The sequence below is a fragment of the Chryseobacterium sp. RLHN22 genome, from assembly GCF_051011795.1.
GTDB lineage: Bacteria > Bacteroidota > Bacteroidia > Flavobacteriales > Weeksellaceae > Chryseobacterium > Chryseobacterium zhengzhouense.
Window position 1 is genome coordinate 122,936 of the sequence record NZ_JBPCHW010000002.1, and the last position, 24,821, is coordinate 147,756.

Annotated in this window: 25 protein-coding genes and 1 pseudogene; 7 read left to right on the forward strand and 19 right to left on the reverse strand. The window is 32.6% G+C overall.

Annotated elements, in window-relative coordinates; genetic code table 11:
* The first annotated feature begins 18 nt into the window (after positions 1–18).
* Positions 19–801, forward strand: coding sequence for a hypothetical protein (locus ACR1PN_RS02905; RefSeq protein WP_433978804.1), 783 nt, complete (start codon positions 19–21; stop codon positions 799–801).
* Between the two features lie 102 nt (positions 802–903).
* Here the strand turns inward: ACR1PN_RS02905 and ACR1PN_RS02910 are convergent, their stop codons facing one another.
* Positions 904–4,617 carry a metallophosphoesterase gene (locus ACR1PN_RS02910; RefSeq protein ID WP_433978805.1) on the reverse strand — a complete coding sequence of 1,238 codons (3,714 nt, stop codon included), beginning with the start codon at positions 4,615–4,617 and terminating at the stop codon, positions 904–906.
* 26 nt (positions 4,618–4,643) lie between these two features.
* Between ACR1PN_RS02910 and ACR1PN_RS02915 the strand changes: the two genes are divergently transcribed.
* Both ACR1PN_RS02915 and ACR1PN_RS02920 read left to right on the forward strand, forming a co-directional pair.
* Positions 4,644–5,801 (forward strand): Pycsar system effector family protein, encoded by a 1,158-nt coding sequence (locus ACR1PN_RS02915; RefSeq protein ID WP_433978806.1) that lies wholly within the window; start codon positions 4,644–4,646, stop codon positions 5,799–5,801.
* A gap of 17 nt (positions 5,802–5,818) precedes the next feature.
* Entirely contained in the window at positions 5,819–6,733 is a 915-nt protein-coding gene (locus tag ACR1PN_RS02920) for a bestrophin family protein (protein WP_433978807.1), read from the forward strand.
* Here ACR1PN_RS02920 and ACR1PN_RS02925 read toward each other — a convergent pair.
* Together ACR1PN_RS02925 and ACR1PN_RS02930 are read right to left on the reverse strand one after the other, a co-directional pair.
* A complete protein-coding gene (locus tag ACR1PN_RS02925; RefSeq protein WP_433978808.1) occupies positions 6,730–9,036 on the reverse strand; it encodes a GAF domain-containing protein in 2,307 nt (768 codons plus the stop codon). The two genes, ACR1PN_RS02920 and ACR1PN_RS02925, sit on opposite strands and share 4 nt — an antisense overlap.
* Before the next feature lie 155 nt (positions 9,037–9,191).
* Positions 9,192–9,677: a hypothetical protein gene (locus tag ACR1PN_RS02930; protein WP_433978809.1), complete on the reverse strand. Its 486-nt coding sequence runs from the start codon at positions 9,675–9,677 to the stop codon at positions 9,192–9,194.
* Between the two features lie 148 nt (positions 9,678–9,825).
* Here ACR1PN_RS02930 and ACR1PN_RS02935 point away from each other — a divergent pair, with 148 nt between their 5' ends.
* The 3 genes from ACR1PN_RS02935 (at position 9,826) to ACR1PN_RS02945 (ending at position 11,907) form a co-directional block, all read left to right on the forward strand.
* Complete coding sequence (locus tag ACR1PN_RS02935) at positions 9,826–10,401, forward strand: Crp/Fnr family transcriptional regulator (RefSeq protein ID WP_433978810.1); 576 nt, start codon at positions 9,826–9,828, stop codon at positions 10,399–10,401.
* Positions 10,402–10,467: 66 nt separating this feature from the next.
* A complete protein-coding gene (locus tag ACR1PN_RS02940; protein ID WP_433978811.1) occupies positions 10,468–11,220 on the forward strand; it encodes an SDR family oxidoreductase in 753 nt (250 codons plus the stop codon).
* Between the two features lie 12 nt (positions 11,221–11,232).
* Complete coding sequence (locus tag ACR1PN_RS02945) at positions 11,233–11,907, forward strand: succinate dehydrogenase cytochrome b subunit (protein ID WP_433978812.1); 675 nt, start codon at positions 11,233–11,235, stop codon at positions 11,905–11,907.
* Positions 11,908–11,942: 35 nt separating this feature from the next.
* On the opposite strand, the gene ACR1PN_RS02950 is transcribed toward ACR1PN_RS02945, so the two are convergent.
* The 6 genes and pseudogenes from ACR1PN_RS02950 to ACR1PN_RS02975 form a co-directional block, all read right to left on the reverse strand.
* Complete coding sequence (locus ACR1PN_RS02950; RefSeq protein WP_433978813.1) at positions 11,943–12,449, reverse strand: hypothetical protein; 507 nt, start codon at positions 12,447–12,449, stop codon at positions 11,943–11,945.
* A gap of 539 nt (positions 12,450–12,988) precedes the next feature.
* Positions 12,989–14,065, reverse strand: coding sequence for an SH3 domain-containing protein (locus ACR1PN_RS02955; protein WP_433978814.1), 1,077 nt, complete (start codon positions 14,063–14,065; stop codon positions 12,989–12,991).
* Positions 14,066–14,071: 6 nt separating this feature from the next.
* On the reverse strand, positions 14,072–16,762 hold the full coding sequence (locus tag ACR1PN_RS02960; protein WP_433978815.1) for a glucosaminidase domain-containing protein: 2,691 nt from the start codon (positions 16,760–16,762) through the stop codon (positions 14,072–14,074).
* Between the two features lie 14 nt (positions 16,763–16,776).
* Positions 16,777–17,607, reverse strand: coding sequence for a DUF4280 domain-containing protein (locus ACR1PN_RS02965; RefSeq protein WP_433978816.1), 831 nt, complete (start codon positions 17,605–17,607; stop codon positions 16,777–16,779).
* A 1-nt stretch (position 17,608) separates the two neighbouring features.
* The gene (locus ACR1PN_RS02970) at positions 17,609–18,631 is read right to left on the reverse strand and encodes a hypothetical protein (protein ID WP_433978817.1); all 1,023 of its coding nucleotides are present in this window, start codon (positions 18,629–18,631) and stop codon (positions 17,609–17,611) included.
* A gap of 123 nt (positions 18,632–18,754) precedes the next feature.
* Positions 18,755–19,069 (reverse strand): annotated as a pseudogene (locus ACR1PN_RS02975) (IS1 family transposase); the annotation flags it as partial.
* Between the two features lie 54 nt (positions 19,070–19,123).
* On the opposite strand from ACR1PN_RS02975, the gene ACR1PN_RS02980 reads away from it, so the two are divergent.
* On the forward strand, positions 19,124–19,405 hold the full coding sequence (locus tag ACR1PN_RS02980; RefSeq protein ID WP_433978818.1) for a helix-turn-helix domain-containing protein: 282 nt from the start codon (positions 19,124–19,126) through the stop codon (positions 19,403–19,405).
* A gap of 209 nt (positions 19,406–19,614) precedes the next feature.
* Here ACR1PN_RS02980 and ACR1PN_RS02985 read toward each other — a convergent pair whose 3' ends face one another.
* The 10 genes from ACR1PN_RS02985 to ACR1PN_RS03030 all read right to left on the reverse strand — a co-directional run bounded on the left by ACR1PN_RS02985 (position 19,615) and on the right by ACR1PN_RS03030 (position 24,820).
* A complete protein-coding gene (locus tag ACR1PN_RS02985) occupies positions 19,615–19,986 on the reverse strand; it encodes a hypothetical protein (RefSeq protein WP_433978819.1) in 372 nt (123 codons plus the stop codon).
* A gap of 115 nt (positions 19,987–20,101) precedes the next feature.
* A complete protein-coding gene (locus ACR1PN_RS02990) occupies positions 20,102–20,254 on the reverse strand; it encodes a hypothetical protein (RefSeq protein ID WP_433978820.1) in 153 nt (50 codons plus the stop codon).
* Between the two features lie 43 nt (positions 20,255–20,297).
* The gene (locus tag ACR1PN_RS02995) at positions 20,298–20,600 is read right to left on the reverse strand and encodes a hypothetical protein (RefSeq protein WP_433978821.1); all 303 of its coding nucleotides are present in this window, start codon (positions 20,598–20,600) and stop codon (positions 20,298–20,300) included.
* Positions 20,597–21,070, reverse strand: coding sequence for a hypothetical protein (locus ACR1PN_RS03000; protein WP_433978822.1), 474 nt, complete (start codon positions 21,068–21,070; stop codon positions 20,597–20,599). Before ACR1PN_RS03000 ends, ACR1PN_RS02995 begins: the two co-directional genes overlap by 4 nt.
* Before the next feature lie 50 nt (positions 21,071–21,120).
* Positions 21,121–21,507, reverse strand: coding sequence for a hypothetical protein (locus tag ACR1PN_RS03005; protein ID WP_433978823.1), 387 nt, complete (start codon positions 21,505–21,507; stop codon positions 21,121–21,123).
* Between the two features lie 6 nt (positions 21,508–21,513).
* A complete protein-coding gene (locus tag ACR1PN_RS03010) occupies positions 21,514–22,614 on the reverse strand; it encodes an RHS repeat domain-containing protein (RefSeq protein ID WP_433978824.1) in 1,101 nt (366 codons plus the stop codon).
* A 523-nt stretch (positions 22,615–23,137) separates the two neighbouring features.
* Positions 23,138–23,641, reverse strand: a complete 504-nt coding sequence (locus ACR1PN_RS03015) for a hypothetical protein (protein ID WP_433978825.1) — start codon at positions 23,639–23,641, stop codon at positions 23,138–23,140.
* Between the two features lie 15 nt (positions 23,642–23,656).
* On the reverse strand, positions 23,657–23,920 hold the full coding sequence (locus tag ACR1PN_RS03020; RefSeq protein WP_378177355.1) for a hypothetical protein: 264 nt from the start codon (positions 23,918–23,920) through the stop codon (positions 23,657–23,659).
* A complete protein-coding gene (locus tag ACR1PN_RS03025) occupies positions 23,917–24,114 on the reverse strand; it encodes a hypothetical protein (RefSeq protein WP_378177357.1) in 198 nt (65 codons plus the stop codon). The genes ACR1PN_RS03020 and ACR1PN_RS03025 overlap by 4 nt, the downstream gene beginning before the upstream one ends.
* A 283-nt stretch (positions 24,115–24,397) precedes the next feature.
* On the reverse strand, positions 24,398–24,820 hold the full coding sequence (locus tag ACR1PN_RS03030; protein ID WP_378177360.1) for a hypothetical protein: 423 nt from the start codon (positions 24,818–24,820) through the stop codon (positions 24,398–24,400).
* Position 24,821 lies beyond the last annotated feature (1 nt).

Consider the following 24,821-nt stretch of genomic DNA (forward strand, 5'->3'; position numbering starts at 1 on the left):
GTAGCCTTAAAATTAACCATGAAAAAACTTTTTTATTTTTTATTCGTTTTAGGAATAGTTTCTTGTAATACAAGTTCTGATGATATGCTTGAAAACCAACAAAACCCAACAGATTTAGAGCCAAATAAAGCATTTGTTTATTACATGGAGTCTCCTAAAGTGTCATTACTTCAACCATCATGGTATTACACATTCAATTATAAAAATGGAAGGTTGGTAAAAATGATAGGTAAATTCGTAAAGTCAGAAAACATATGGTCACCTGATAATTTTTATTCAGATTCATTTACTACTTTGTCGTATCATGATAATAAAATTGAATTGAAATTTTCGAATGATACTTATCCTACTATTGTTTACACAATGGAAAATGATAAACCTAAAAAAGCAGAATTATACAATCAGTTTAATGAATTAGTTACAGTTAAAACTTACACATATGAATCTGGAAAAATAAAAATATATTCTAAAACTTACACTTTAGAGACATATTATACTTATTATTTAGATTCAAATAATAATTTAATTAAAAGTGAAAAATTAGAAAAATCCGGTGGGTTAGACAAGGCTCTAACTACTACAACGTATTCAAATTTTGATAATTCTAAAAATCCGTTTAAAAAATTATATCTGTTAAACGATAACTTCTACGAGAAGAGCTTGTCAAACAATAATTATAGAAAAATCAATTATACAATTCAGAACTTGCAAAATCCAGAATATTTGCCAGGAAGTGGTAATGCAGAATGGACATATCAATATGATTTAAACGGTCAGATAGTACTTCATCATCCATTGTAATACAAAACCCACAGAAACTTTCTGCGGGTTTATTTTATGATTTTTTTAATTGTATTTCATTTATCATGAATAAACATGATGCTAAATAAAAGGTTAATGACCTTAAAAATTCATTCCCACACCACCAGAAATTCTACCACCATCAGAACCGATGAAGTAGTCTAATCTTGCAGAGAAAGATTCCAGAATATTCATCCAGAAACCTGCGCCGACACCTTGATGCCATTTATCAGACTGTTCTTTGTCTATCCACACTCTTCCTAAATCATAACCTACTAAAATCCCCATATTGACAGGAACGATATTGTTTTTCACTCTTCCGAAATCCCAACGAACTTCCGCATTATTTACAAGATATGATTTTCCGGCAAATCTTTCATTTCTGTAAGCGCGCATTCCGTTGTTTCCACCTATTGCTGCAGCCTGATAAAATTCAAAATTATTATTGTTGATGATCATTGCATTCGTTGAGTTGGCAAAAACAAATCTTCCCTGCTTATCGATTCTTTTGAAAAGATTCATCGTTCCCTGAAACGTTGCGAAGTTTCTGTCGAAATCCTGTAAATTGGTTTTCCAACCTGCATTTAAAATTAATTCTAAACCTAAAGTAGGAAAAGCATTATTATCTAAATTTTTAAAACTGAAAGTGTAATTTGCCCCACCAAACTGCTGGTCATTGAAAACTTCAGGTCTTACGTCAGGAGAAACGGCTACAAACCGATCATCATTCCTCTGAACTTTGGAATTTTCAAACGTTAACTGGAACTGATGTTTCAGGTTCAGCCAGCTTGTTTTTGAGATGGATGGTGCAAACTTTATCTGTGAAATTCTCACGCGATTGTAGTCTCTGTTGTCTTCATCAGCATCGTTTAAGCTTTCATTCCCCAAACCAAAAAATGTTCTGGCAAAATGTGGAGTGGTGTAAAGTGCATCAATTCCTGCATCCCAACCAAAAATCGCCTTTTTGAAAACCCCTTTATACCCAAGATTAAATCCTCCTGTTGCAGTGTATAAATTAGCACTTAAGCTGTGCTTTTGCGTAAAACGGTCACGGATGAAATTGTTGACTGTGTAATTAGCCACAACACCTAAAATCACACCATCATCGGGATTGAAATTTGCGTTAGGATAGCCTGCAAAGAAATTGTATTTCGGATATTTCCAGTTGTAGGTATTCACATCATAATCATCAGTAATTCGTTTTGTTGCACCTTTGGTTTCGTACGTGTTTTTCTGAGATTTAAAATCGTAAATTTTAACGTTCTTTCCGTTCGAAATATTATAAACGTCATGGTTGTATCCTCCGATTAATCGGATGTTTGTCTTTGATTTTCCGTTACCGGAAACTTCGTAAATATCATCATCGTCTAAACCGTAAATCCAAAGTTCTTTTGTTTTTTTACCGTCATAAGATTTCTCGAAAACAAGTTCCTCACTTTTATCTTTATGAATTTTATACTGCTTTACATCAACCGAATTTTCATTTTTTACGATAACAAATTTATCTTTATCTAAAGTTCCCACCAACGGAACTTTCTCCTGAAGAATGTGATAATATTCTACGGCATTGGCTTCAATTTTTTCTTTTCGCAATTTTAATTTTCTCTGGATATCGGCAATCGTTTCATCCTGAACTTCTTTCGGGAGGTTTTTAAAGGCATTGTCAATATCTCCATCTGTAAGATTTTGCTGAATAAACTTTGCCTGATTGCTCCAGTCTTGTTCTGTAGAACCTTTTAAGAAAATCAAATCCAAAGGATAGGGCTCCATATTTACCCAACGCACATTTTTAATTTCATCTTTAAAAGATTTCATGTGGCGAATCATCGGAATATTCATGATAAAGAAAAAAGCAGCACCATCATAATTGCTGAAAGCCTGATCTCTGTCCCGAGGAATGGGTTTATAGATAATTTTATTGCCAACTTTATATTCAGCCCATTTCCATTGATCTTCATGACGATCCCAATCTCCGATCAGCATATCGAAAATTCTGGCTCTGATATACAAATTCTGGTCTACAGAATATTTGCTGTCTTTTCGCATGTTTTTCAGTACATCGGAAGTTGACAGAATATCCGTAGCATTATCGAGTGATTGTAAGGTTTTTGGGTCAGAAGAGAAACGCTCTTCGATCATGTACAATTCATCACCATAGTTTTCGTTGTATTTTCCTAAAGATTTTTGTTTCGGGATGTAATACAATTCAGGGTTGCTGTGGAAAATTCCAAGCTTATCAATCATATTGTTGACTGCAAAACCGGTAAAAGGATGATTGGTTGTATAAAAATCAAGTAGGAATCTTTCAGGAAAAGTATTGTTTAATTCGTTTCCGAAATCGTTTTTCTTAAAAGCCTGTGCATTTAAAAACCGAACCGCACTTTTCTTAATTCCGCGCATTACAAATTCCTGTCCTTCACTGGTTCTCAGTCTCAGACTGTTCGACTGATTTCCGCCGCCTTCTCTTACAGGCGAATAACCGGGATCCATATCAGAAAGATCTTTTGTTCTTGCATTAATCGGAAGAGAATAATATTTTCTGTAATGATCTCCCCAAAGCCAACGGTAGATTTTTCCTTTTTGAGTAAGCTTTTCGGCATAAACAGTTGAAGTGTATGTTGCAGGAAGTGAACTTGGAAAATTATTTTCAAAAACTTTTGGTTTAGAAATCACAGAAATCTGCGTGAGTTTTTTCAGCTTGTTATCTTTGGTTGAGAAATATTCGACGTCTGAACTGAGATCTTTTCTTAAATTTAAAACAGCAAATCCGCTTCCACCATAAGAAAAATCGGTTTTCTCAACAATTGTAGAGGGATCTGTTTTTGAGCCGGCTCCACTAATAATTTGTCTGATATTTCGGTCTGCGTGATACTGCAAATTGTGATCGTGTCCTGAAACGAAAATCACATTTTCTTTATCCTGAACAATACTTTTCAGTCGGTTGGCAAAATCAGCATAATGTCTGTTGCTGATGTCTTCCATACTTGCTCCGGAAGAACTTCTCAATGTCGTAAGAACGGTGGCAACTCCGGGAACAGGAACTTTACCGTTAAAAGCAGAGAGATGAGATTTTGCAGTATTAAAACCCGCATGAACGCCCGAACTGATTACCGGATGATGAAGTGCAACAATAATTCTTTTGTCCTGATTTTTTGTGATTAAATCTTTAAATTCTGTGTAGAGATCATCTCTGGTTTTGATGTCGCAACCTTTGTTGATTCCGGGTTGTTTATCCCAATTGATTAAAGCCCATTCAGAATCGATAACAATCAGCTTAATGTCTTTTGTTAAATTAATATCATCAATCGGGCAGGAGTTTTTAGGCAAAAAAGACTTTTTGTCATTCAGATATGATTTTACAAACTCTTCCTGAGCTTTTAAGCCATCCAAACCGTGATACCAATCATGATTTCCTGGAATAACCAAGGTTTTTCCTTTGAAATTTTTGGTAATGGATAGTTGATTTTCCATTTTTTCTTTGGCTAAAGAATAACCTTTGTCGGTTTCTTTTGGCATTCCGAGAGGGTAGATGTTGTCGCCCAAAAATATCAGCATCGAATTGCTGTTGGCAGAATCTATCTTATTTTTAAGGAAATTTAAAGTATGCTGTGCCTGAATTTCTTCTGCGTTTCCGGCGTCCCCAACCAGGAAAATCTGAAAATCGTTATCGGTTTTTATGTCAGATTGTTGTATTTCATATAAGTTTTTACCCTTTTTTACGTTGTAGGTAGCACAAGAAAAAAGAAGCCCTGCAAGAAGAACAGTTTTCAGTGCAGGTGATATTTTTTTTAAATAAGATTTAAAGGATAAATTCATACATTTACATTAAGAAAAATTCTGTGATGAGCATCTTAGACAAAGCTAAAAATTATGTTGAAAACTTATTCAAAGATAAACTATCTTCTGTTTACTTTTATCATAATTTTATTCATACCACATACGCCGTTCAGAAAGCAGATGAAATCATAAAGCATACCAATATTTCTGAAACCGACAGAGAAAAAGTGTTGCTTGCATTGTGGTTTCATGATGTCGGTTTTACTGACTGCAATGCAGAAGGTCATGAAGAACGCAGCGCAGTCATCATGAAAGATTTTTTGAAGAAAGATAATTTTTCGAATGAGTATATCGATGAGGTTGCCAAACTTATTCTTGCCACTGAAAAATATCATCAGCCTCAAGGTTTGCTGGAGGAAATTATGAAAGATGCTGATTTCAGTCATTTTGCAAGTCCGTTTTACAATGATTCGGCGGAAGCTTTGCGTAAAGAATGGGAACTTACAGGCGGAATGTGTTTCTCCAATGACGAATGGAATGAAATGAACGTAGATTTTCTGAAAAACAAACACAAATATTTCACAGATTACGCCAGAGAGCATTGGGAGCCGCTGAAAATGAAAAATGTAAAGAAGCTGGAGAAAAAGATCGACAAAGAAGAAAAACCTAAGAAAGAGGATAAAAAAGACCAAAAGTCCGACAGAAGTGTAGATACTTTGTTTAGAGTAACTTTGAATAATCATACGAGATTAAGCGATATTGCAGACAGCAAAGCGAATATTTTACTTTCTGTGAACGCGATCATCATTTCGGTTTGTCTTTCGGTATTAGTTCCGAAATTAGATGCTCCAAAGAATACGCATTTGATTATTCCTACATTTTTTCTTTTGCTGTCTAGTGTTCTGACGATTATTTTTGCGATTCTTTCGACAAAGCCCAATGTGACGAAAACCAATTTTACAAAACAGGATATTGCAGACCGAAAAGTAAATCTTCTGTTTTTTGGAAATTTCCAGCAAATGCTTTTTGATGATTTTAATAATTCGATGAAAGATCTGATTAAGGATCGTGATTATATCTATGATTCTCTGACTAAGGATCTGTACTTTTTAGGTAAAGTTTTGGATAGAAAATATAAGCTTCTTTCGGTAACCTATCAGATTTTTATGGCAGGAATTATTATTTCTGTGCTGTCTTTTGCGTATGCTTTTTTGACGCTTTGATTAAAATGTAGTTTAAAATGATTGTAAGGCAGCGAACAAATTGGCTGAAAATGCTATTTATATGGAGAGGTTCTGTGCTGAAGAAAATAGTTCCGCAGCTTGTAATTATCACGTTGTTTTCTGTTGCAATTTACTTTTTTAAAGGACGGATTTTCGACTATAAAGTTCATCTTAACCCGACTATTTTTACACTAATCGGTCTTGCACTAGCTATTTTTATGGGATTTTGTAATTCCGCAAGTTATGACAGATTTTGGGAAGGAAGAAAGTTGTGGGGACTTTTAGTTATCGAAACCCGCTCTTTAACGAGACAGATTTTATCATTTATTCCCAATGCTTCTAAAGAAGAAAAACAGAAAATTGTAAAGTTAGTTTCTGCATTTTGCTGGTCTTTAAATGACCAATTGAGAGATAAAACAGGAAACGATAATCTTTCAAGGTTGCTTTCTTCGGAACAGATTGAATATTTAAGGGATAAGAAGTTTGTTCCGGGTATTATTTTAGGATTTATAGCAGATTGGCTTAATGAACAGTATCAAAAAGGAAATATTGATACGATTATTTTAAAACAAATGGATAGCCAGCTTAATCAGTTTTCTAATGTTTCCGGTGGCTGCGAAAGAATTCATAATACACCCTTACCTTTTGCCTACAGTATTTTACTACACAGGACGGTTTACCTGTACTGTTTCTGGCTTCCTTTCGGTTTGGTCGATACTCTTGAATGGATGATGCCTTTGATTGTACTTTTAATAAGCTACACTTTTATTGCTTTGGATGCCATCATTCAGGAGATTGGAGAACCTTTTGGAGAAGAAGAAAATGATTTGGCGTTAAACAGTATTTGCAGAACAATTGAGTTTTCTATTTTTGAGCAGGCAGAAATTCAGCAGGCAGAATTAAAGAAGGCAGATTCGTATTTTGTAGATTAATTGTCAGCTAAAGAAACCCTTATCGCCAGCAATCCCGAAATTCCCTGCAAATCTTCAACTTTTAAAAACTCAACATCATTCTTTAAAAGTCCTTTTTTCTGAAGCGTATTGATGTATTGAAGGTACTCTTTCTGATTTTCCAGGCCGAAATAAACAATTGCAATTTTTCCCGGGCACGTAATTCTTTCCTGGGAATTTTTGATATGAGCTTTGTCAATGCGTTTTTTGATAATTTCGTAATAGGAATTATGCGCGCCATCAATATCAAAGCGCTTTTCATCCATTCGGAAGCGGATGTCTACTTTTTCATTATACACAAAGATTAATGAGGCAATATCTAAAGGAATCGGAAGATTCTGTTTGAACTTCTGAAACTCAATTTCCATATTGCAGATTGTTTCCAACTGCCAAAATCTTAACTGATGTACGTCTTTCTGAGAATAATCGGCATCGGGAGAAATATTCTGACCGATATATAAATTGTGCTCTACACCGTCAGATTTGAAACGCTCATAATAATGCGGAAAAATTTCCTGTGCCTGAACCTGGCTTTTATCTAAAACATCTGCGAGTTTTCTGTTGACCAAAGTAATCGATTCATCCAGGTTTCTGCGCTGACTGTAGAAAAGCTGGTTCTGCAAGGTGATCTGTGAAAGATATGCTTTTATTTTATTTCTTACATTCTCATCTGTATTGGTTTCCAGTTTCCCCTGAAGATAAGGATGAATTTCATCGCGCAGAAGTCGCTGAAACCGTTGTTCGGTGTCGGCTTTTATTTCATTATTCAGCTCATTCTCAAAAATTTCCAACGCAAGAAGATACTTTTCAGAATCTGAATTGATTGATGTAAAAACATCATAAAGGCATTCCAGCTGATGATTAAGGTCTTCTTTCATGAGATTAAAACGTTTTTCCGAAGAAGCTCTGATGTCTGAAAAACCGAAGAGCGGTGTAAGATTTTTAAATGAAATCTGCTTTAAAGTGTAAATTTTCTTCGATAAAAAAGCATTGAAATATTTTTCAGCCTCATTTCTGAATTTCCAGACTACAGAATCGTGAATGGAAGTATATTCACGCTGAATAATCGCCTCAATCTGATTGTTCCTTTCGAAACTGAAACGGTTGAGCGAAAACAGAATCATATCTGTGAAAAATTCCATTTTCTTTAGTTTCAGCCCGTTTAAAGAATTGGGAAGTGGTGATGTAAATTCCATGATTGCCAGCAGTTCTCCTTCTTTCATAATCGGAATAACCATAAAACTTCGGATGCCGGTGCTTTTCAAAATGTTAAAAGAAGGCATTTTTTTTACTTCTTCATCCATCTTGTCAATATCAGAAATTACAATGGGTCTTGAGTTGTAATTGATGTTTTCAAATGCTGTTTTCCGTGTTTCTTCATCAAAAGTATTCAGCCAGAAATCGAGAATATGACTGGTAAAAACGTTTTCATAGATTGGAAGTCGCTCAAGCTTCTTGTCTTTCTTGTTGAAAAGCATTAATCCGAAATTCAGATCCGAAACATCAAAATAAGATTTGAAAATTTCTTTCAGATTTTCATCGGGAGCCGGATTTTCAAGGTCTACTCTTATGAGGGTAGATTTCAGATCAGATAATGCAACCTCAGAAGTGCAGTCAACAAGTGAGATAATAGCAAAACCACTTAAAATCCAGGATTGAGGAGGGAAATGCTTTTTCCAGAGCCTGATGTCATCAATATTTTCAAGCAACATGTTTACGGTATCCTCATCCGGAATTTTGGTGTCTTTATCCGGATAAACTTCGGTAAAATCTGAATTTACCGTGATTTTATAATGCTTTATGATTCCGTCTTTATTCGGGATGTCATAATAGAGAGGGAGTGTAGCCCGGAGATCTGTGCTGAAATGCACCTGTAAGATTAAACAACAGCAGAAAATATAAAACTCATCATCATCAATCTCCCTGAATTTGATTTCGAAATCGGTTCCTGCATCGGCAAGAATATTTCTGAATCTTTCCGTATAATTAAAGGTAATATTGGCAAGCGGAATACTTGCTGCTTTGATTTCATTTTTCGTTAAACCTGTCGGAAAAAGATCGGCCAATAAAAGTCTGATGAGGTCTTCATGCTTTTCGAGCAAAGAAAGATCCTGAAAACCTTCTCTCAATTCTTTGAAGTTTTTCGTTCTTTCAATAAGCGATTCAGCATAATTTGCACGATATTCCAAACGGTCGTTGTACCGGATATGCTCGAGCACATCCAAATATTTTTTGAATGAAATGAAAACCTGAAATGGACTGTTATTTGTATCGAGTTCCGACAAAACCTGAAAAAATTGTGGAGGTAAAGGTATGAAAAAAGGATTTTTTAATCGAAAAGAGAAGGATAATATTTGTGAAATATTAGTTGTTGAAACAAAAACCGCTGCATCTTTGCAACGGTCTTATTTTTCTTCCTGCTTTAAAAAATGTTTAAAGTTTATTTTTTAGGTTTCAAAGATAAATTATCTACATAAACAGCCTGATGAATTCCGTTCAACATCACTTTTAAGCCTAAATGTGCATCTTTTTTCAAAGAAACGCTTATTGTTTTTTTACCATCTGTGATTTTGGAAGCTTTTGCTATAGAGACAGACGATTTTGTATCATTTATGGTATTTAGTGATAAAAGTTCTACCGTTGTTTCACCTCCGTTATCAGAAATATCAAAAGTTAATGTATAGTTTCCTGCTTTGATTTTCGGGGTAACCAAAATCATGTTTTCACGCGGACTCATCATTGAATAAAAAGTCACTTTTTTATCTTTAGCGTACAGCATTGCCTTTCCTGAATGAGCAGTCCAGCATTTGTCGATATCTTTCCATGTATCAAAATTCTCTGCAAGTGCATTTACTGTTTTGCATTGTGCATTTGCTGTAAGTAACCCGCCTAAAGTTACGATTCCGGTAAATATTATTCTTTTCATAATTTACTGATAAATTTTCAGGTAAAAATAGCTAAAAAAAGGTTGATTTCGAAAGCTTTAGTTTAATTATTTTGAATGATTCTAAATGTTCTTGTTGTCTTTATTATATTACCATGCAGAAAGCGTAACTTGTACAAAACTATCAATTATGCCGAATCAGCTGTATCATCATATTGTAAAACTCGTTCCTGCTTTTGAAAAAGAAGTCGAAAAGGTACTTCCTTATTTTAAAAAACAAAGCTTTCCTAAAAATCATATCCTGATCAATGAAGGAAATGCGGTGGATGAGTTTTATTTTGTTCTTAAAGGCTGTCTCCATATTTATTTTACAGACGAATCAGGGAATAAAAATACAATCCACTTTGCAATTGAAAACTGGTGGGTGACAGAATATAATGCTTTCTTAGGTGCTCCTGCTGCTCACTTTAACATTGCCGCTTTGGAGGAAACAGAAGTTTTAGTTATAAAAAAAGAAAAATTTGAGCAGTTGTTGTTCGATTTTCCATTCATGGCAATTTATTTCAATAAAATTCACATAAGAGCTTATGGAGCGGCATTGCAAAAACAAAAAACGTATGCTGTAACGAGCAAGAAAGATTTTCATTATTATTTTTGTACCCACTATCCGGATCTTGTAAAGCGTTTTCCTGATGATGTTTTTGCTTCCTATATCGGGATTTCGATTGAAGAACTGGATGTTTTAAATAAAAATTTGCGTTCTTAAACTGGTTTAAGATTTTTCAGACTCAAGTTGCTGACCTTTGTTTTATCAATTTAAAAATTTAAAACAATGAAAATAGTAATTATCGGAGGTACGGGTCTTATCGGCTCACAACTTACCAATCTTTTGAAAGACAAACATGAGGTAATCGTTGCATCACCCAATACAGGTGTTAATACATTAACTGGCGAAGGGCTGGATAATGCCCTTGAAAACGCAGAGGTCGTAGTGGATGTTTCTAATTCTCCGTCTTTTGCAGATGATGATGTGATGAATTTTTTTAGAACATCGACTACAAATCTTTTGAAAGCTGAGCAAAAAGCCAACGTAAAACATCACATCGCTTTGTCGGTTGTAGGAACTCAAAAATTGAGCACAAGCGGATATTTCAGAGCAAAACAGGTACAGGAAGAGCTTATCGGAAAATCATCCATTCCTTATTCAATTGTTCATGCTACACAGTTTTTTGAATTTGCAGGTGGTGTTGCCGCTTCCAGTGTAAAAGATAACGGAATGTTTGTTACCGATGCTTTGGTACAGCCTATTGCGAGTTCTGAAGTGGCTGCATTTTTAGCAAAAACGGTAGAAGAACAACCTAAATTAGGTATTGCCGAAATTGCAGGTCCTGAAAAAATGCCCATGAATAATTGGATTGGTAACTATTTGTCTGCCATGAATCGTCCTTCTGAAATTACCATCGAAAAAGATGCTCCTTATTTCGGTGCTGTACTGGAAATTGATACTCTGCTTCCAGAAAAAGCTGTATTTGAAAGCAATATCCGATACGAAGACTGGATTGCAGATCCGAAGAATCAAAGATAAACAGTAATTGTTATGACAGGTTTCAGTCGTTTTATGACGAGTTCTATCGGGAGAAAAGCAGTAATGGCCGCAACAGGTTTATTTCTGATCAGTTTTCTCATTGTGCATTGCGGTGTAAATGCTTTGATCTTTTTTGATGACGGAGGTAAAACGTTTAATATTGGTGCTCATTTTATGGGTACCAACCCTGTTATCCGTACGATTGAAGTGTTTCTGATTATTGGTTTTCTGATTCACATTGTTCAGGGATTAATGATTTGGTGGCAAAATAAAAAAGCCCGTCCTGTAAATTATGCAATAGACGGAGCGTCCAAAAACAGTACGTGGTACAGCCGAAGTATGGCATTATTGGGCACGCTGCTACTGTTGTTTTTAATTATTCACACTTCAAATTTTTGGATTCCCAACAGAACCAACCAGTTTATCCATGGCGAGGAGCTTCCGCTTTATAAAATGATGGTTGAGAAGTTTCAGAATCCGATTCAGGTAGTTTTATATGTATTCGGATGTTTCTTATTATTTTGGCATTTGCTTCACGGCTTTAAAAGTGCTTTTCAGTCTTTGGGAATGAATCATGAGAAGTATAATTCGCTTATTTTATTTTCAGGAAAGACATTCGCCTATATTGTTCCGTTTATCATGGCGATGATGCCGGTTGCTATTTATTTGGGGTGGGTTGGGGAATAGGTTTTAACTCCTAATAGGTTATAATCAGGGCTGTTTTAAATAATCTTTTCACATTCAAAATCATAACCGTCACAATCCATCCATTTTTTCTCACTCATTAATTTTTCGTCTTTATCAAATTCTTTTCGTAATCCACATGGACATTCTTCGCTTCCTTCGTAGCTTTCACGGGTATAGTAGAGTGACTTTATTTTTTTTGAATTCTCAAAAAATTCTTTAATTTCCCTTATCAATATTTTTTCACTACAACTTTTGCCGAAATTACTGTGAATAATTTGCGTGGTCATATTCCCAGCCTTATTCCAAAAAAATTCATTTCCTGAAATGGTAATGCATCCGCCGATGTCGTCCTCTTTCCATTCATGCACTAATTTTTCACTTTCATCGTATTCATAGTTTATTGTTGGATAACTATCAAAATTAATAGTCTTTTGTTTTAAACGTCCGTTTTCTAAAAAATGAAGTTTTACATTTTTATCACCTTTATATTCTGAGAGTTCTAACTCTTTAATTTTTTTATTTTCATAATAGGTAATATTCAAAGTATCACTTTTAATGGTCATCTTGTCGGAAGAATTCTCTTCTTTTGCAAAAAAATTCTTTTTACAAGAGAAGAGTGTAAATATGAAAACTAATATGAATATTTTACTATTACTCATTTTAGGAATAAATTACTATTAGCTACAATATAAATAACTATTCTTTTAAATCAATCAATCTAAGATGTAAAGCACTTGGAGACTGATCAATTTGTTCTAAAAATCCTAATAGAAGAATTTTTTGTTTTCCGATCCTGAGTTCCCCAAGAATATCTGTCTTATAAATTAATAGTGAATCACATTCTGGGCAAAAAGTATTATTTGAATACTGCTGTAACAATATTGTGTTTGCATCTTTGGAATTAATTGCTACAGTGTTTAATTCTTTAAATTCATTTATTCTCTTCTTTTATTTCCGTTGAATTCTGGTCTTTGTTATTTTGACCTTCACAAGAAATTTTAAATAGTAAAATAGAACAAAATAATATTGAAAAAAAATTTGTAGTTCTTATAAAAGAAGGATAATTTATTAGAATAAAAAATCAATTTTTAATTCTGCTTTTATGTACATATCCCTCTCTACCTTCTTTTGTTTTTACTAAAAACCAATCTCCAGAATTATCCAAAACCTCTATATGCTCACCAGATTTTATTTTTTGAAGAATTTCAGATGTGGGAGTTTTATCTTTGCGGAGATTTGTAAATCCATCAGGGTCTTGAATATGGTTTTTGTAATAGTTTTGCTCAATAAAAGGCAATATTTTGTCAATCATTGAGTATGTAGGGTCGTAGTATTCTTCTGTGTCGAGCTTGCCTTTCAATGTATTTTTGTATTTATTTTTTAATACAGCTTCATCAATTTGCTTTTTTGAAAAAATATAATTTTTACTTAAAATTTTGACAGCGTGATAGTCTTCTTGTTTTAATGCAATCTTCATAAGGTTATCAATAACTCTCGGATTGAAGTTGTATTTATCAATAAAGTATCTTAACCAGCTAGAATCTATAAATTTTTCATTATTACTAAATGTTTCATTATTAATCAGCAATGATAAATTATTAATATCAAAATCTTTAGCGTCTAAATCATTAGATTCAAAACTAATCAGCTTATGTTTAAAATTTTCTATTTCCGACGTATTTTTATTTAAGTCGTGAGGAGTAAACTTAATATTACTACTTTCGTTAAATAAGTCTGAAAATTTAGCATTGTTTATAGAATTATTATTTGTGTTCATATTCTTTTTTGTTTTATTATTTAACAATCTCCATTTATTTAAGGTTATTATATTGCCCGAAATCACTTCATCTACCATTATTGTACTGCAGTCATTTTTATCAACATAAAAAATCGTATAAGTTTCCCAATGAAATTCACTATTCAATCCTGTTTTAATTCTATAATATAAATGATGATTAATTTCTAAACTATCAGTCATAAAAGACAATTTTTTTTTGTTGTCACTTATGGAATCTACATATTTATTTTGTTTTTGAACTTCTTCAAGCCCGTTTATAGCTATAATTGCTTTATCAATATTACATTTTTGACTTTTTGTTTTTTGACCTTCACAGCTTATGATACAGCAGAGAAAAAAGATTAGATATAATATTTTCATACACATTTATTTAAGTTTATTAAGAAGTTCTATATCTTTTTTTATTTTATTTTTTTCATCTTGCAACTTTGCTTTGCAAAGTTTATAATTTAAGATTTCTTTGTAATCTTTTACCACTCCATTAAAAATTGATTTAATGGAGCTTTTGTAGTTAGGATCTGTTGCATAAGCCCCCTTTCTTCCAGTGTCCTGCATTCCCGATAAAAAATCATCGATTGTTTTATTATCATCCAGAATTGAGATATATGCATCATTAAAATTACGATTAAGCAATTTCAAATAACCTTCAAATCCTTTCTCAACAGTTGAAAACTTACCGAACCCATCATTAATGTAAACCTCTTTTCCATTAAAAACTTCTCTAGTGTATAAATCTGATTTTCCTAAGTCTCCACTATCTTTTATGTTCATTGGATTGTTATTAGGTACTATTAATTTTAATCCATTTTCTTGTCGTCTCTGCGCAATAATATATAACCCTTTGAATTTATTTGATTTTTTTTGATTTTCGACCATTTTAACTGCAGACTCCCCAAACTCATTGTAGAACTTTTCTCTGCCATCTTTTTTTAGATTCAATTTACAGTTGTTTAATTCGGGTAATGGATCAGCTAAGACAAAAACTTTTATTTCTTCTTTATAATTTGATGATAAAACTGGTACTTTGTCATCACTTGAATATCCTCGCCTTCCGTATACACCAGTCAGTTCAGGAATTACTGTTTCAAGATAATTATTTAATGCATGATATATAAATTTATAATTAATACTATCTTGATTTGGATATTCTTTTTTACAGCTCGAATGAGGTGTTCCATCTGAATTTCTAATTCCGACGCATCCAACTAAACCTGCAGAGTTCCATGGATCAATAGAAATTGAGCCTCTACTTCCTAATGCCATCGCTCCATATGATACCTCTTTGCTAACATCCGTTACAGGTTTCATGTTAGAAGTATCATCACTCACAATTCTATATCTAAAACTATATTTACCAGCATAATTTTTAGCTTTCATATATCTTATTCTATACAAAGTTGTTATTGTATTTGGAGGTAATGGCCCTTCGCTACCATAGTTTTTATTATTTTTTTGAGCATGTCTGGCAACATTTAGAATTGTAGATTCTGCATTCTCACGTGTATTATTATTTAGATCTTGTTTAAGTTTCTTTACAGCTTCACCAATTTTACTACCTCTATAAATATACATTTTATACAAAGGAAATGCGCTACTTCCATTGGGTAATTTTTTAGTGTAAATCTTATTTCCTTCTTTGTATTCAAGTATATCATTATATCCTCCATTATCTGGATATGATATTATTTTATTATCTCTATCAACTTTTATTTCTGTGGCAATTTCACTAGAGATATATAGGATTGCTTCTTTACCTAGCCCTACAACTTTTTCAAATTTCTCTTTTTGAGCTTTTTCCACTTTTGCCGGTGAAACATGTTGAATTTCCTTCTTAGGTTCTTCTTTTAAATCTATGTCGATCCTTTGAGATTCAGATTTAATTCCCAAGAAAATAACTTCTGCAAAAATTTCCTGATGGTTACCTGTCCAATATTCACCACTATCTGGCTTTTTAGAATTATTTCCAATTTCTCCAATTGTTCTGTATTCATCTAATAATCTTATGTAAACTTCCTGCTTATCAGATTTAAAGGTGTGCTCCTGATTATAAAGCAAATCATTTTCTCCAGTATTGTCATGCTCCCAAAGTTTAAGTCTATATGGTTGCCCAACAACATCTTTTCCTTCAATAATTAATTTGATAACATCTCCAAATTTAGGGTTTTTTGAAAATTGTTTACCATGTATATCTACTAATTTAATGCTTGAAATTTTACCTTTCTTATCGGGCTGGTTATTAGGAGAACTTGGTCTCGTAGATGCTTTTGGACTTTCCTGCTTGGGTTTAGGAGATGAATTTCCTCTGGGTTGTCTTTTGGGGCGTTGAGGCAATTGTTGAGGTTGCTCAATTTTGTATTCTGGGTTTGTAAAATTTACATTTTGGCTGTCTTCTAAAATTTTACCACTAAATTCTGCTGTTACATAATATTCATGTTTACTTTTATCATCTTCTCTTTTGTTTGCTAGAGAAATAAATGTTGAATTGAGAGAGAAACTCCACTTTGCTTTCCCAAATTTGTTGACTTCAACGGGTGGGGATTTTGTGATGAATTGATTTTTATTGTTGTGACCATTTTTAGCTTCGTCGTCTTCCCATAATTTGAAAACTATTTTTTCGCCTTCCAGTCCTTCACAAATTGCAGTTGCTTGCAGTCGATCTCTATAACTTAGTGTTTTGTTTATTGTACTACCGTTTTCGTAAGTCAGTACAACATTTTTTATGTTTTTTTCTGTTACAATCTTTTTTTCTTCATTCTTTTGTGGATATACAATAAGTGACATTGGAGAATTTCCTTCAGGTTCGTGAAGATAACCCTCAATTTTATAAACATATTTGGAAGCATTTTTTCCAAAAGTAAAATGGTTGATGCCTTTCTTTTTGACATTTGTCGCTCGAAATCCATTATCTGTTTTAATAAATAATTCCCAAGTTACTTTAGCCAGATTTCTATCTGACAATGGTGTAGCTGGATACCATTGATCAACAATGTAAAATTCTTTTTTACCGACTGTAGGTTTTGTATTGCCCGATATTTTGTAAACTCCTTTCTTTGCCATAATGATGAATTTATTTACCAAGCGTGTGGTTCGTTAGTATCTTCTAAATTCTCTTTAAATTCCTCAAAATCCACTACAGGATTATACACTTGCTGTTCCTTAGAATCAGCATTGTTGACATTTGTTTTTCCTAATTCTGATTGTTGCCCATGCTTTAAAATGGTAATTTTTCCACCTGTGCTGCACATCAATTCTGATATTTCTGTGACGCAGCTTTTATCCATTACTTTTACTTTATCGTAAGTTTTCGTCCATTTTCCAGCAGGAGCGTAGGTGCAGGGAAGATATCCGCCGGAGCTTGGCTTAAGTCTGCACTGTCCGAAAGGCTGTGCGGTTGGGTCGAATTGAAGATCATCTTCTGTCACGGCAAGATAATTGGCTTGTGCGTCTGCATTGTTCCAATAATGTTTTTGATGGCTGGTTACTTTGAACTTTGGAAATTTAAACCCCTGATTGCACTGGGCCATCCCTTTTTGGATGACGAAGTATTTTCCGTCATGACTGCTTGAAGAGCTTTCATTTTCTTTCTGCTTTTCCTGATCTGAAGAATCATCAGTTTCTTTTTCATTGTTTTCCTGAGGGTCATTGTTATTCTCCGTCCCTTCTTCATAAGAATAATCATCATTCATATAATCTTCTTCATTCTCCAAGTCCGAATCCTCTGAAAAAAACTGTGGATCGTCAGGAATTAAAATAGAAGTTCCGGAAGGTATTTCGTTGAAAAGAATTTCATTTTCTGAACAATTGAGATTATGAAAAGTTCTGAGATAATTTTCATCTTTAATACTAAACTTTTTCGCAATACTGGCGAAACTATCATTCGTTTGTGCTTGGTAGGTTTTCATCTTAATTTTGTGTTATTTGTAAATGGTGTTTTTGAAATAATTCGTTTTGATGTCGAATTTCGACAGAAGATTTTGCTTCATGCAGTTGCTTGGTCACTTTATGCGTAAAATACTGAATCTCAATTTCAGCATCAATATTCTCTTCAACAGCTTCATCTTCAATTCTGATTCCTTTCAGTAATTCTCTGAGACTGCAGTTTTCTGATAACATTCCAAATATTTTAGTTTCAATAAAATCAGGATCATCAAAGTTTTGTTCTGCCTGAAAATTAAACTGCAAAGGAAATGAATTGCTGTGTATATAGAATTCTTCTACCCATACTGTCTGTTTATGAAACCATTCGAGGTCTGGAAATAAAGTCTGATATAATAAACATGACTGCATTTGTCTGAAAAAATAGTTTTCATCAGATAATTTTTCAATAAAGAAATCTATATAGACTTTTGAAATATCACCAATAAAAAAGTCTTCTAATTCGGCTCTTTTATTTCTAAACTGTTCAACTAGATTTTTATGCTGTAAACAATGTTTTAAATTTCCTTTCTGTGAAAGTCTATAAGAAATAGGGTAGATGCTCTTCATACAGGCCAAAGAAAGTGATGAAACTTTATCTTCGGGAGCTGTTCCGTTTTTTCTAAAATCGTCTAATGAAGTTTCTGCAACAAAACCGTCTTTGCTGTTTTGAATGTTGAGGTTTACAGAATAATTAAAATCTGAATCTTTTTTGTTTGATTCTTCGAATTTCTCCGAAATAAGATATTTTGAAGCGTGAAAACCCGGAAAATATTCTTTCGGCGGAAGCATTTTACTTTTGCGGATTGTTTGTTCTTCTTTAGAAATAAATAGGGTAGGAATCAAAACGAATTCGATGCCTCTGAGATTGGAAACCCAGAGTTTATCCATCTTTCCGCAGTTCTGATTGTGAAATTCTTTCAGTTCTTCTTCAGTCATCCGGATTCTGGAAGCTAAAGAACCTAGGCTATCTTGTGACCGTACTTTGTGTTTTATGAAATCGGGTGTCATTTGTGTGTTTATTTTTCATCTGTATAAAGCTAGTAAGTTTTGATTAAATATTCTGTCGTAGTTCTACGACAAATGATGTTGATTTTCGAATTTTAATAAAATATAGGAATATTTAGATTTTCATCAGAAGAGATTATTGAAAGTCACCGTACCAGAAAATAAATTCAGTATGGAAATAAGTATTAAACTATTTTTACTAAAACAGATTGTTCTTCTGTTTAATCTCTTTAAGTTCGTTCTGATATTCAGATTCATTCTTTCAATAGAATGGGTTTCAAATCTTTTGTTGCCGTAAACTTCCTTTGGAATTAGGTATCAATAATTTCTGAGTTTGTCTGTGTAGATCTTTTTTGGATTTGAATTGAGTAAGGTTTTTATGACTGAGTATAAAGTCTTGTTAGTTCTTTTTCCAATATAAAATCCTGCGATTGCTTTTGTGTTTTAATAAATCTAGGTAAATTTTCTTTTTTATATTGCTTTTCCCAAAAAGATTTGGCTGGGATTTTAACCACTTCTTATTCGGTAATTGGGAAGTATGAATGTGATGAGGTGATTCCTTCTATTGAGGTTGTTAAAAATATTGCTAAGATTTTGGGGACTACGGTTGGTTATCTTTTAGGAGAGACAGACGAAGTAAACATTTTCAAAGATCCTGCAATGCTCAACCGTTTAACGATATCGAAAAGCTTGATCCAGAAAATAAAAAAACATTTGCTTTCGGTAGTAGATGGTTTTATTCAGGCTCTCAAAATTAAAAATATTGCTGTGCTTTAGTTCTGTTTCCTAATACAAAACAGAACATAACATCATATAAAACCAAAAAACCTCGCAAAATGCGAAGTTTTTTTATTATCTGCCGCACGATATAATCGTGCGGTAGCGGGGGGGAAGAGTGACTCACTGTATAAGCCATATTCTAAAATTTCTATTAGAATTATATAGTGTTTCCATTATTAAAATATTATCATGTGTTCCCAAATTTACTAATCCTTTTTCAAAAAATCTTCAAAAGAATCTCCAAACTCAGATTCTAATCCTTTAGCCAAGGCAATACCTGATAAGCCTTCTAATTTGAAATCAGCATTTAAATCTAATAGTCTATATACATGCTCCATTTTTTTTTCATCGTAATATTTATCTACGTAAATATTAGGGTTATTCCATGAGAAATCTCCTCGAATATATTGGCAACTAGCTATCACTAAGTACATAACATCCTCATCCTCTTTGTTACTAATTGATATCCTAATTGCTATTTTTTTATGAGAAATATCAAATAGCCAGAACTGTGCTTTACTTCCTTTGAAATTTTTTAATTTTTGATTTATTTTATTTAAGTCCGTTACTACTTCCATAATTATTTACTTATAAATTGTGCTCCATTCCAAAAAACAGTGTTCCCATTTTGTATAAATGTCGTTTTTTGTAATAAAGCAGGATTATTAATTATATGGTTGAATTCAAAATTTGTCATTCCTGGCTGGTGAAATAGAGGATTGAAATTTGAAACTTCAAATCTATTCCAGCTGCATTTTCTGCAGCTTGTGTAAATGATGATTTAAAATGATACTTATCAATAAAAGCCTTTCCCCAGTCTACATTTGTTAAGCCTGTTTTTGCCATCCTGCTTCTTTCCAAATGATTGCTCCTGTTCCTCTATGAAGAACTAAGTCGTCTGCAATTCCAAAACCTTCCCTAAAGCAATTTCTTTTGGAAATACTCCAATTCTAAACTCAGTACCTTTTTTTATTCTATTTTCTAAAAAATCTCTTTTTACTAATTTAATCTTAACAATTTCAGTTTTACCTATATCAATATTTTTATTTTGAATTTGAATTTCGGAAAACGTAGAAACTACATCATTAGGAATCCAAAAAGATAATCTAATAGAATTATTAATCGGAAAATTGAAGCTTTCACTTGCTATTTCCAAAAAAATAATTTCTACAATTAAAATTAATTCTTTCATTCTACTTTTTTTTCATTCCAAAGAACAAATCCATTTCTTTCAATTGTTAATGAATCAATAATTTTGTGAAAAGCAATATCAACATTTCCTTCTATCACTTCATTTATACAGTCATAATCTGGTTCAAAAATCATAACCCATTTTTTCTGTGTTTTAGTTAATAAATGTAATAGATTCAGCAATATATTATTCTCTTCAGGAATTTTTTTATCTACAGAAAGTTCATTTATCAAACTTTCAAATCCGTCAATAATTGAAATACATTGCCATTGCTCTCGTTGAAAATTACTAGGTAACAAAGGTGTGATATGTTCAGGAACATTTGACTTTGTTAATTTAAAGTAATGAAACCATGCTTCTTCCTCACCTTGGGGAAACTTTTCTTCTTGCCACTCATAAACAGGTTGTTCAAACTTAATAGTTGTAATGTTTGACTCTATTGGTAATAAAAATTCGAAACCTATGTCCATAATATAACATTTTTCAGGGAAATGGTAGAAAGTTATTATATATTATCGAACTAATTGACATTGAAAAAATAGAAATCTTGAGCAGAAAAATTATTTACATTCTCCATATAATCAAAATATTTATCATATAGTATTTTGTCCACATATAAATATTCATGATTAATTGAATCTACTTTAATATACTGGATGTAGTTATATTCATTTAAAATTAGGTTTATTGGAGAAAAATATTCACTTTCTATAAAAAATAAAGGATATTTTAAATAAAGATATCCTACAATGTCATCATTTTTTTGTATTACTGCAATTTTTTCTTCATTGACCTCGTAGTTTATAAAATAATTTTTTGATAAAATATCAATAACATTAAGAAAATCAAAATGCCTCCAATTAACATCTAAGTTTATTGCTCTTTTTATAAAATTTGTTATGTCCATAATAAATTATTTGGGTGTTCCTGGCGCACCATGGATTAAGTTATTCTTCGATTTATATACATTAATAAAATTTGTTGGCTGTCCATTACTTAACCTGCCAATATTACTATTAAGTACAGGGATTTTGGCTTTTGTACCATTATTTAATATCCAAAGATTATTTTTCTCTGCATATTGTGCTGCTTTTAAAACCGCTTCATCTGCATTTACTGTTGGATAAAAAATGCTTTTCCCACTTATTCCTAGGTCCATTTTATGCTTTAACATTCCTTCTTTACTAACAGTAAAAAGACCATCAGTCAAGTTTCCTTGTTTATTTAAATATATAGCCTCTTTTCCAGCAGCTAATATTCCATGTTCGGCACTTAGAAGTTTTAATGTATTACCAGTATTTCCACTTCTGGTAATCATTAATGCTGCTAAAATATAATTTGCATTCCCATCACTATTGGCAGCAAGTATCATTCCTCCAACTTCCCAAATACCCAATGGATCACCTGCTCCTCCAATCATCATCAAACCTCCACCTCCTGGTTCAGGACCTCTATATACATAAGGCATTTGTAAATATCCAAGATACTTTCCAAGGTGATCTTTGAATCCCATACTAAAGGAAATCATCGTAAGAGCCATGTTTCCCTCATAGCTTTTAGGGAGAGTCATATAGAGATGCGGTAATAATGTTTCACCTGCAACAGCTCCGCCACCGCCACCTCCAGAGCCGCTATCGGAAGCAATCAGGCTATAAGACTGATAATTTTGTGCATTACCACTATTACTCATCATTCCGCCCCAGTTATTATAAAAATAACCGTTTCCGCTGTTTGTCCAGATAGTTCCGGAAGGAGAGCTCCAAACTTCATCCATAAACGCCTGCGAGAGCATTCCCGTAGGATCGTTGAACATCAACGGATTATTATTGGCGTAATGATAAGGCGATACATGCGGTGTTACTTCTGCCAACGGATCTGTCACGCCCCATCGTCCAAGGTCAGGCATATAGAATCTCGCTCCATAGTCATACATCCCAATTTCCTCCTGCATTTCCTTGCCATTATAACTGTATTTGTAGTCGCTAAATGCATGACCCGGAATATTGTGCTTCAACCCAAATGCATAATAGTCATTTTGCTGTACAATGACCGCTGTATTGTTTTCCTTTGCAAAGCTTACCCTTACGTTACCTAAATGATCGCTGTAGTGGTAAATATAGCGATTATTTACATAATCATAATATCCTTCAGAAGTACCAAAAAATTGTAGTCCGTTAGAAACCCCAATAAGACCTGATTCGTTGTTATACTGAAAGCCATCAATGTATTTTCTGTTGTTGTAAAAGCATCTGCTCTGTTTCTCCCAAAGAAATGCTGATGTACTTTTTTAATCTTTATACCATCTGCACGATAACAATTCTTTTAGCATCACTAACTCTGATACATGAGGAATGATTCTCAGTCATTTGGATATGTTTTTATCAACAAATAAACAAGAGTAGGGAATTCCTACTCTTGTTTATAAATATTTGTTTTTATTGGTTCTGAAAATCAGTGAGTTAAATTTTTAAAAGCTTTCATCACTAAATCTGAAACACTACCTTCACCGGTGATAATGTAGTTGTTTCCTAACCTACTTAATCATTTAAAACAGAAGTTGAAGAAGGAATCTTGATATTCTTTTCTGTATATAACTCATGTAATTTATGCTTTGCATTTATATCTCCTTTTTCATATGCTTTTAGCAAATAAAATAGAGCTTCATTTTTATCAGACTTTGATATATAACCCTTTCTTTTATCTAATATATTTAGAATGGTGTAAGTATCATAGTAAGCTCTGGGATAATTATTCCTTTTCGCCATTTTTATTGAATAATATAAAAATTCCTGAGAATGCTCGGAAACAATAAAATCTTTAAAAGCTTCTTGATAAGATATAGTATCTCCATTTATAATAGCACTATCTAGCATTTTTTTCATTCTTTCTTTGTTTTCATAATTTACCATGTAAGGATTCGGATCTTTTATAATTGTATCCGATTTTATTATTGAGGTTGTATTTTCGTTTCTATTTTCATCTTTTTTTGTACATGAAAATAAAATAGCTATAAGACATAGCATTAATAATGTTTTCTTCATAAGTTAATATTTAATTTAAAGTCCTCCTGAACCAGGGTATGTTTTCTCTTGTAAAAGTTTAAACTGATTATAAAACATTCTGTTGATTTCAATACCATTCTTATAAAACACGGCCATTCCTAAGGCGTCTCTGTAATCAATAGAATTATCAATAGTTGTAATAGTTCCTTTCCTCGATATTCTATCCCTACCATAAGTTACATATCCATCAAATCCTACAACTAAAGTATTTGGATGTTTTTGTGAAATTTTTCTAGCCAAAGACGTCTCATCATTCATTTCGCTTGCGGATATGGTAATCCTCTTGAAGCATTTATTGAACCACTATTTTTTATTCCTTTTAAGCTCGAAAACGAGGTGTGGTGTCTAACTTTAATCAATTCTTCTCCTAAATTTGCAGTTAAATTACCTTCTGTTTTAGCAGCTAATCCCGGTTTTTTCAATGCAATAGCACCAATAATCCCAGCAGACATTGCTAAATACTGATTTTTAGGTTTCCAATTGATTATTACTTGTCAGGCAATATCAAATAATCTTTGTTATTCACTCTACAGTTAGCTTTTCTAATCAATTAAGAATGTCATTTGTTTATAGTGATAGAATTATCAAACCTAACAACTTCTGCGCTGTCTTTATATGAAAATTATTTTTATAAAATTATGGTATTGAGATCGCAATACCATAATTTTTGACATGAACCTTAACTCAGAAGTATAACAAGTATAAACTTTTATCTTAAAAAAGAGAGTAACGCCGCTATTCAATTATACTATAATTAAAAACATCTTTTTCATCTACGATGAAAGCAACATTTATAGTATCATTTGAGAAAGTAATTAAATGCGTGTATTTTTGAATATTAAGTCCGAAAGCTAAACTTAATTTATTTTTTTGAGCTTTAAGCATATCTATAAAATTACCTGTAAAAATATAGTGATTATTTTCTACCATGATAATATCTGACAGTTTTACACACTTTAAAAAACCTATATTAAATGGAGACTTTTGTATAATGTTTTTACAATATAAGATTTCAGTTTTAAATTCAAGATTTAAAATATCATCATCATAAAGTAATACTTCTAAATTAATTTTTCCATTTTTATAAGTACAATTTTTAAGTTCTGAATCACCTGTACGTGAAAATATTGTTTGTAACTTTTTTGTAAAATCATTCATA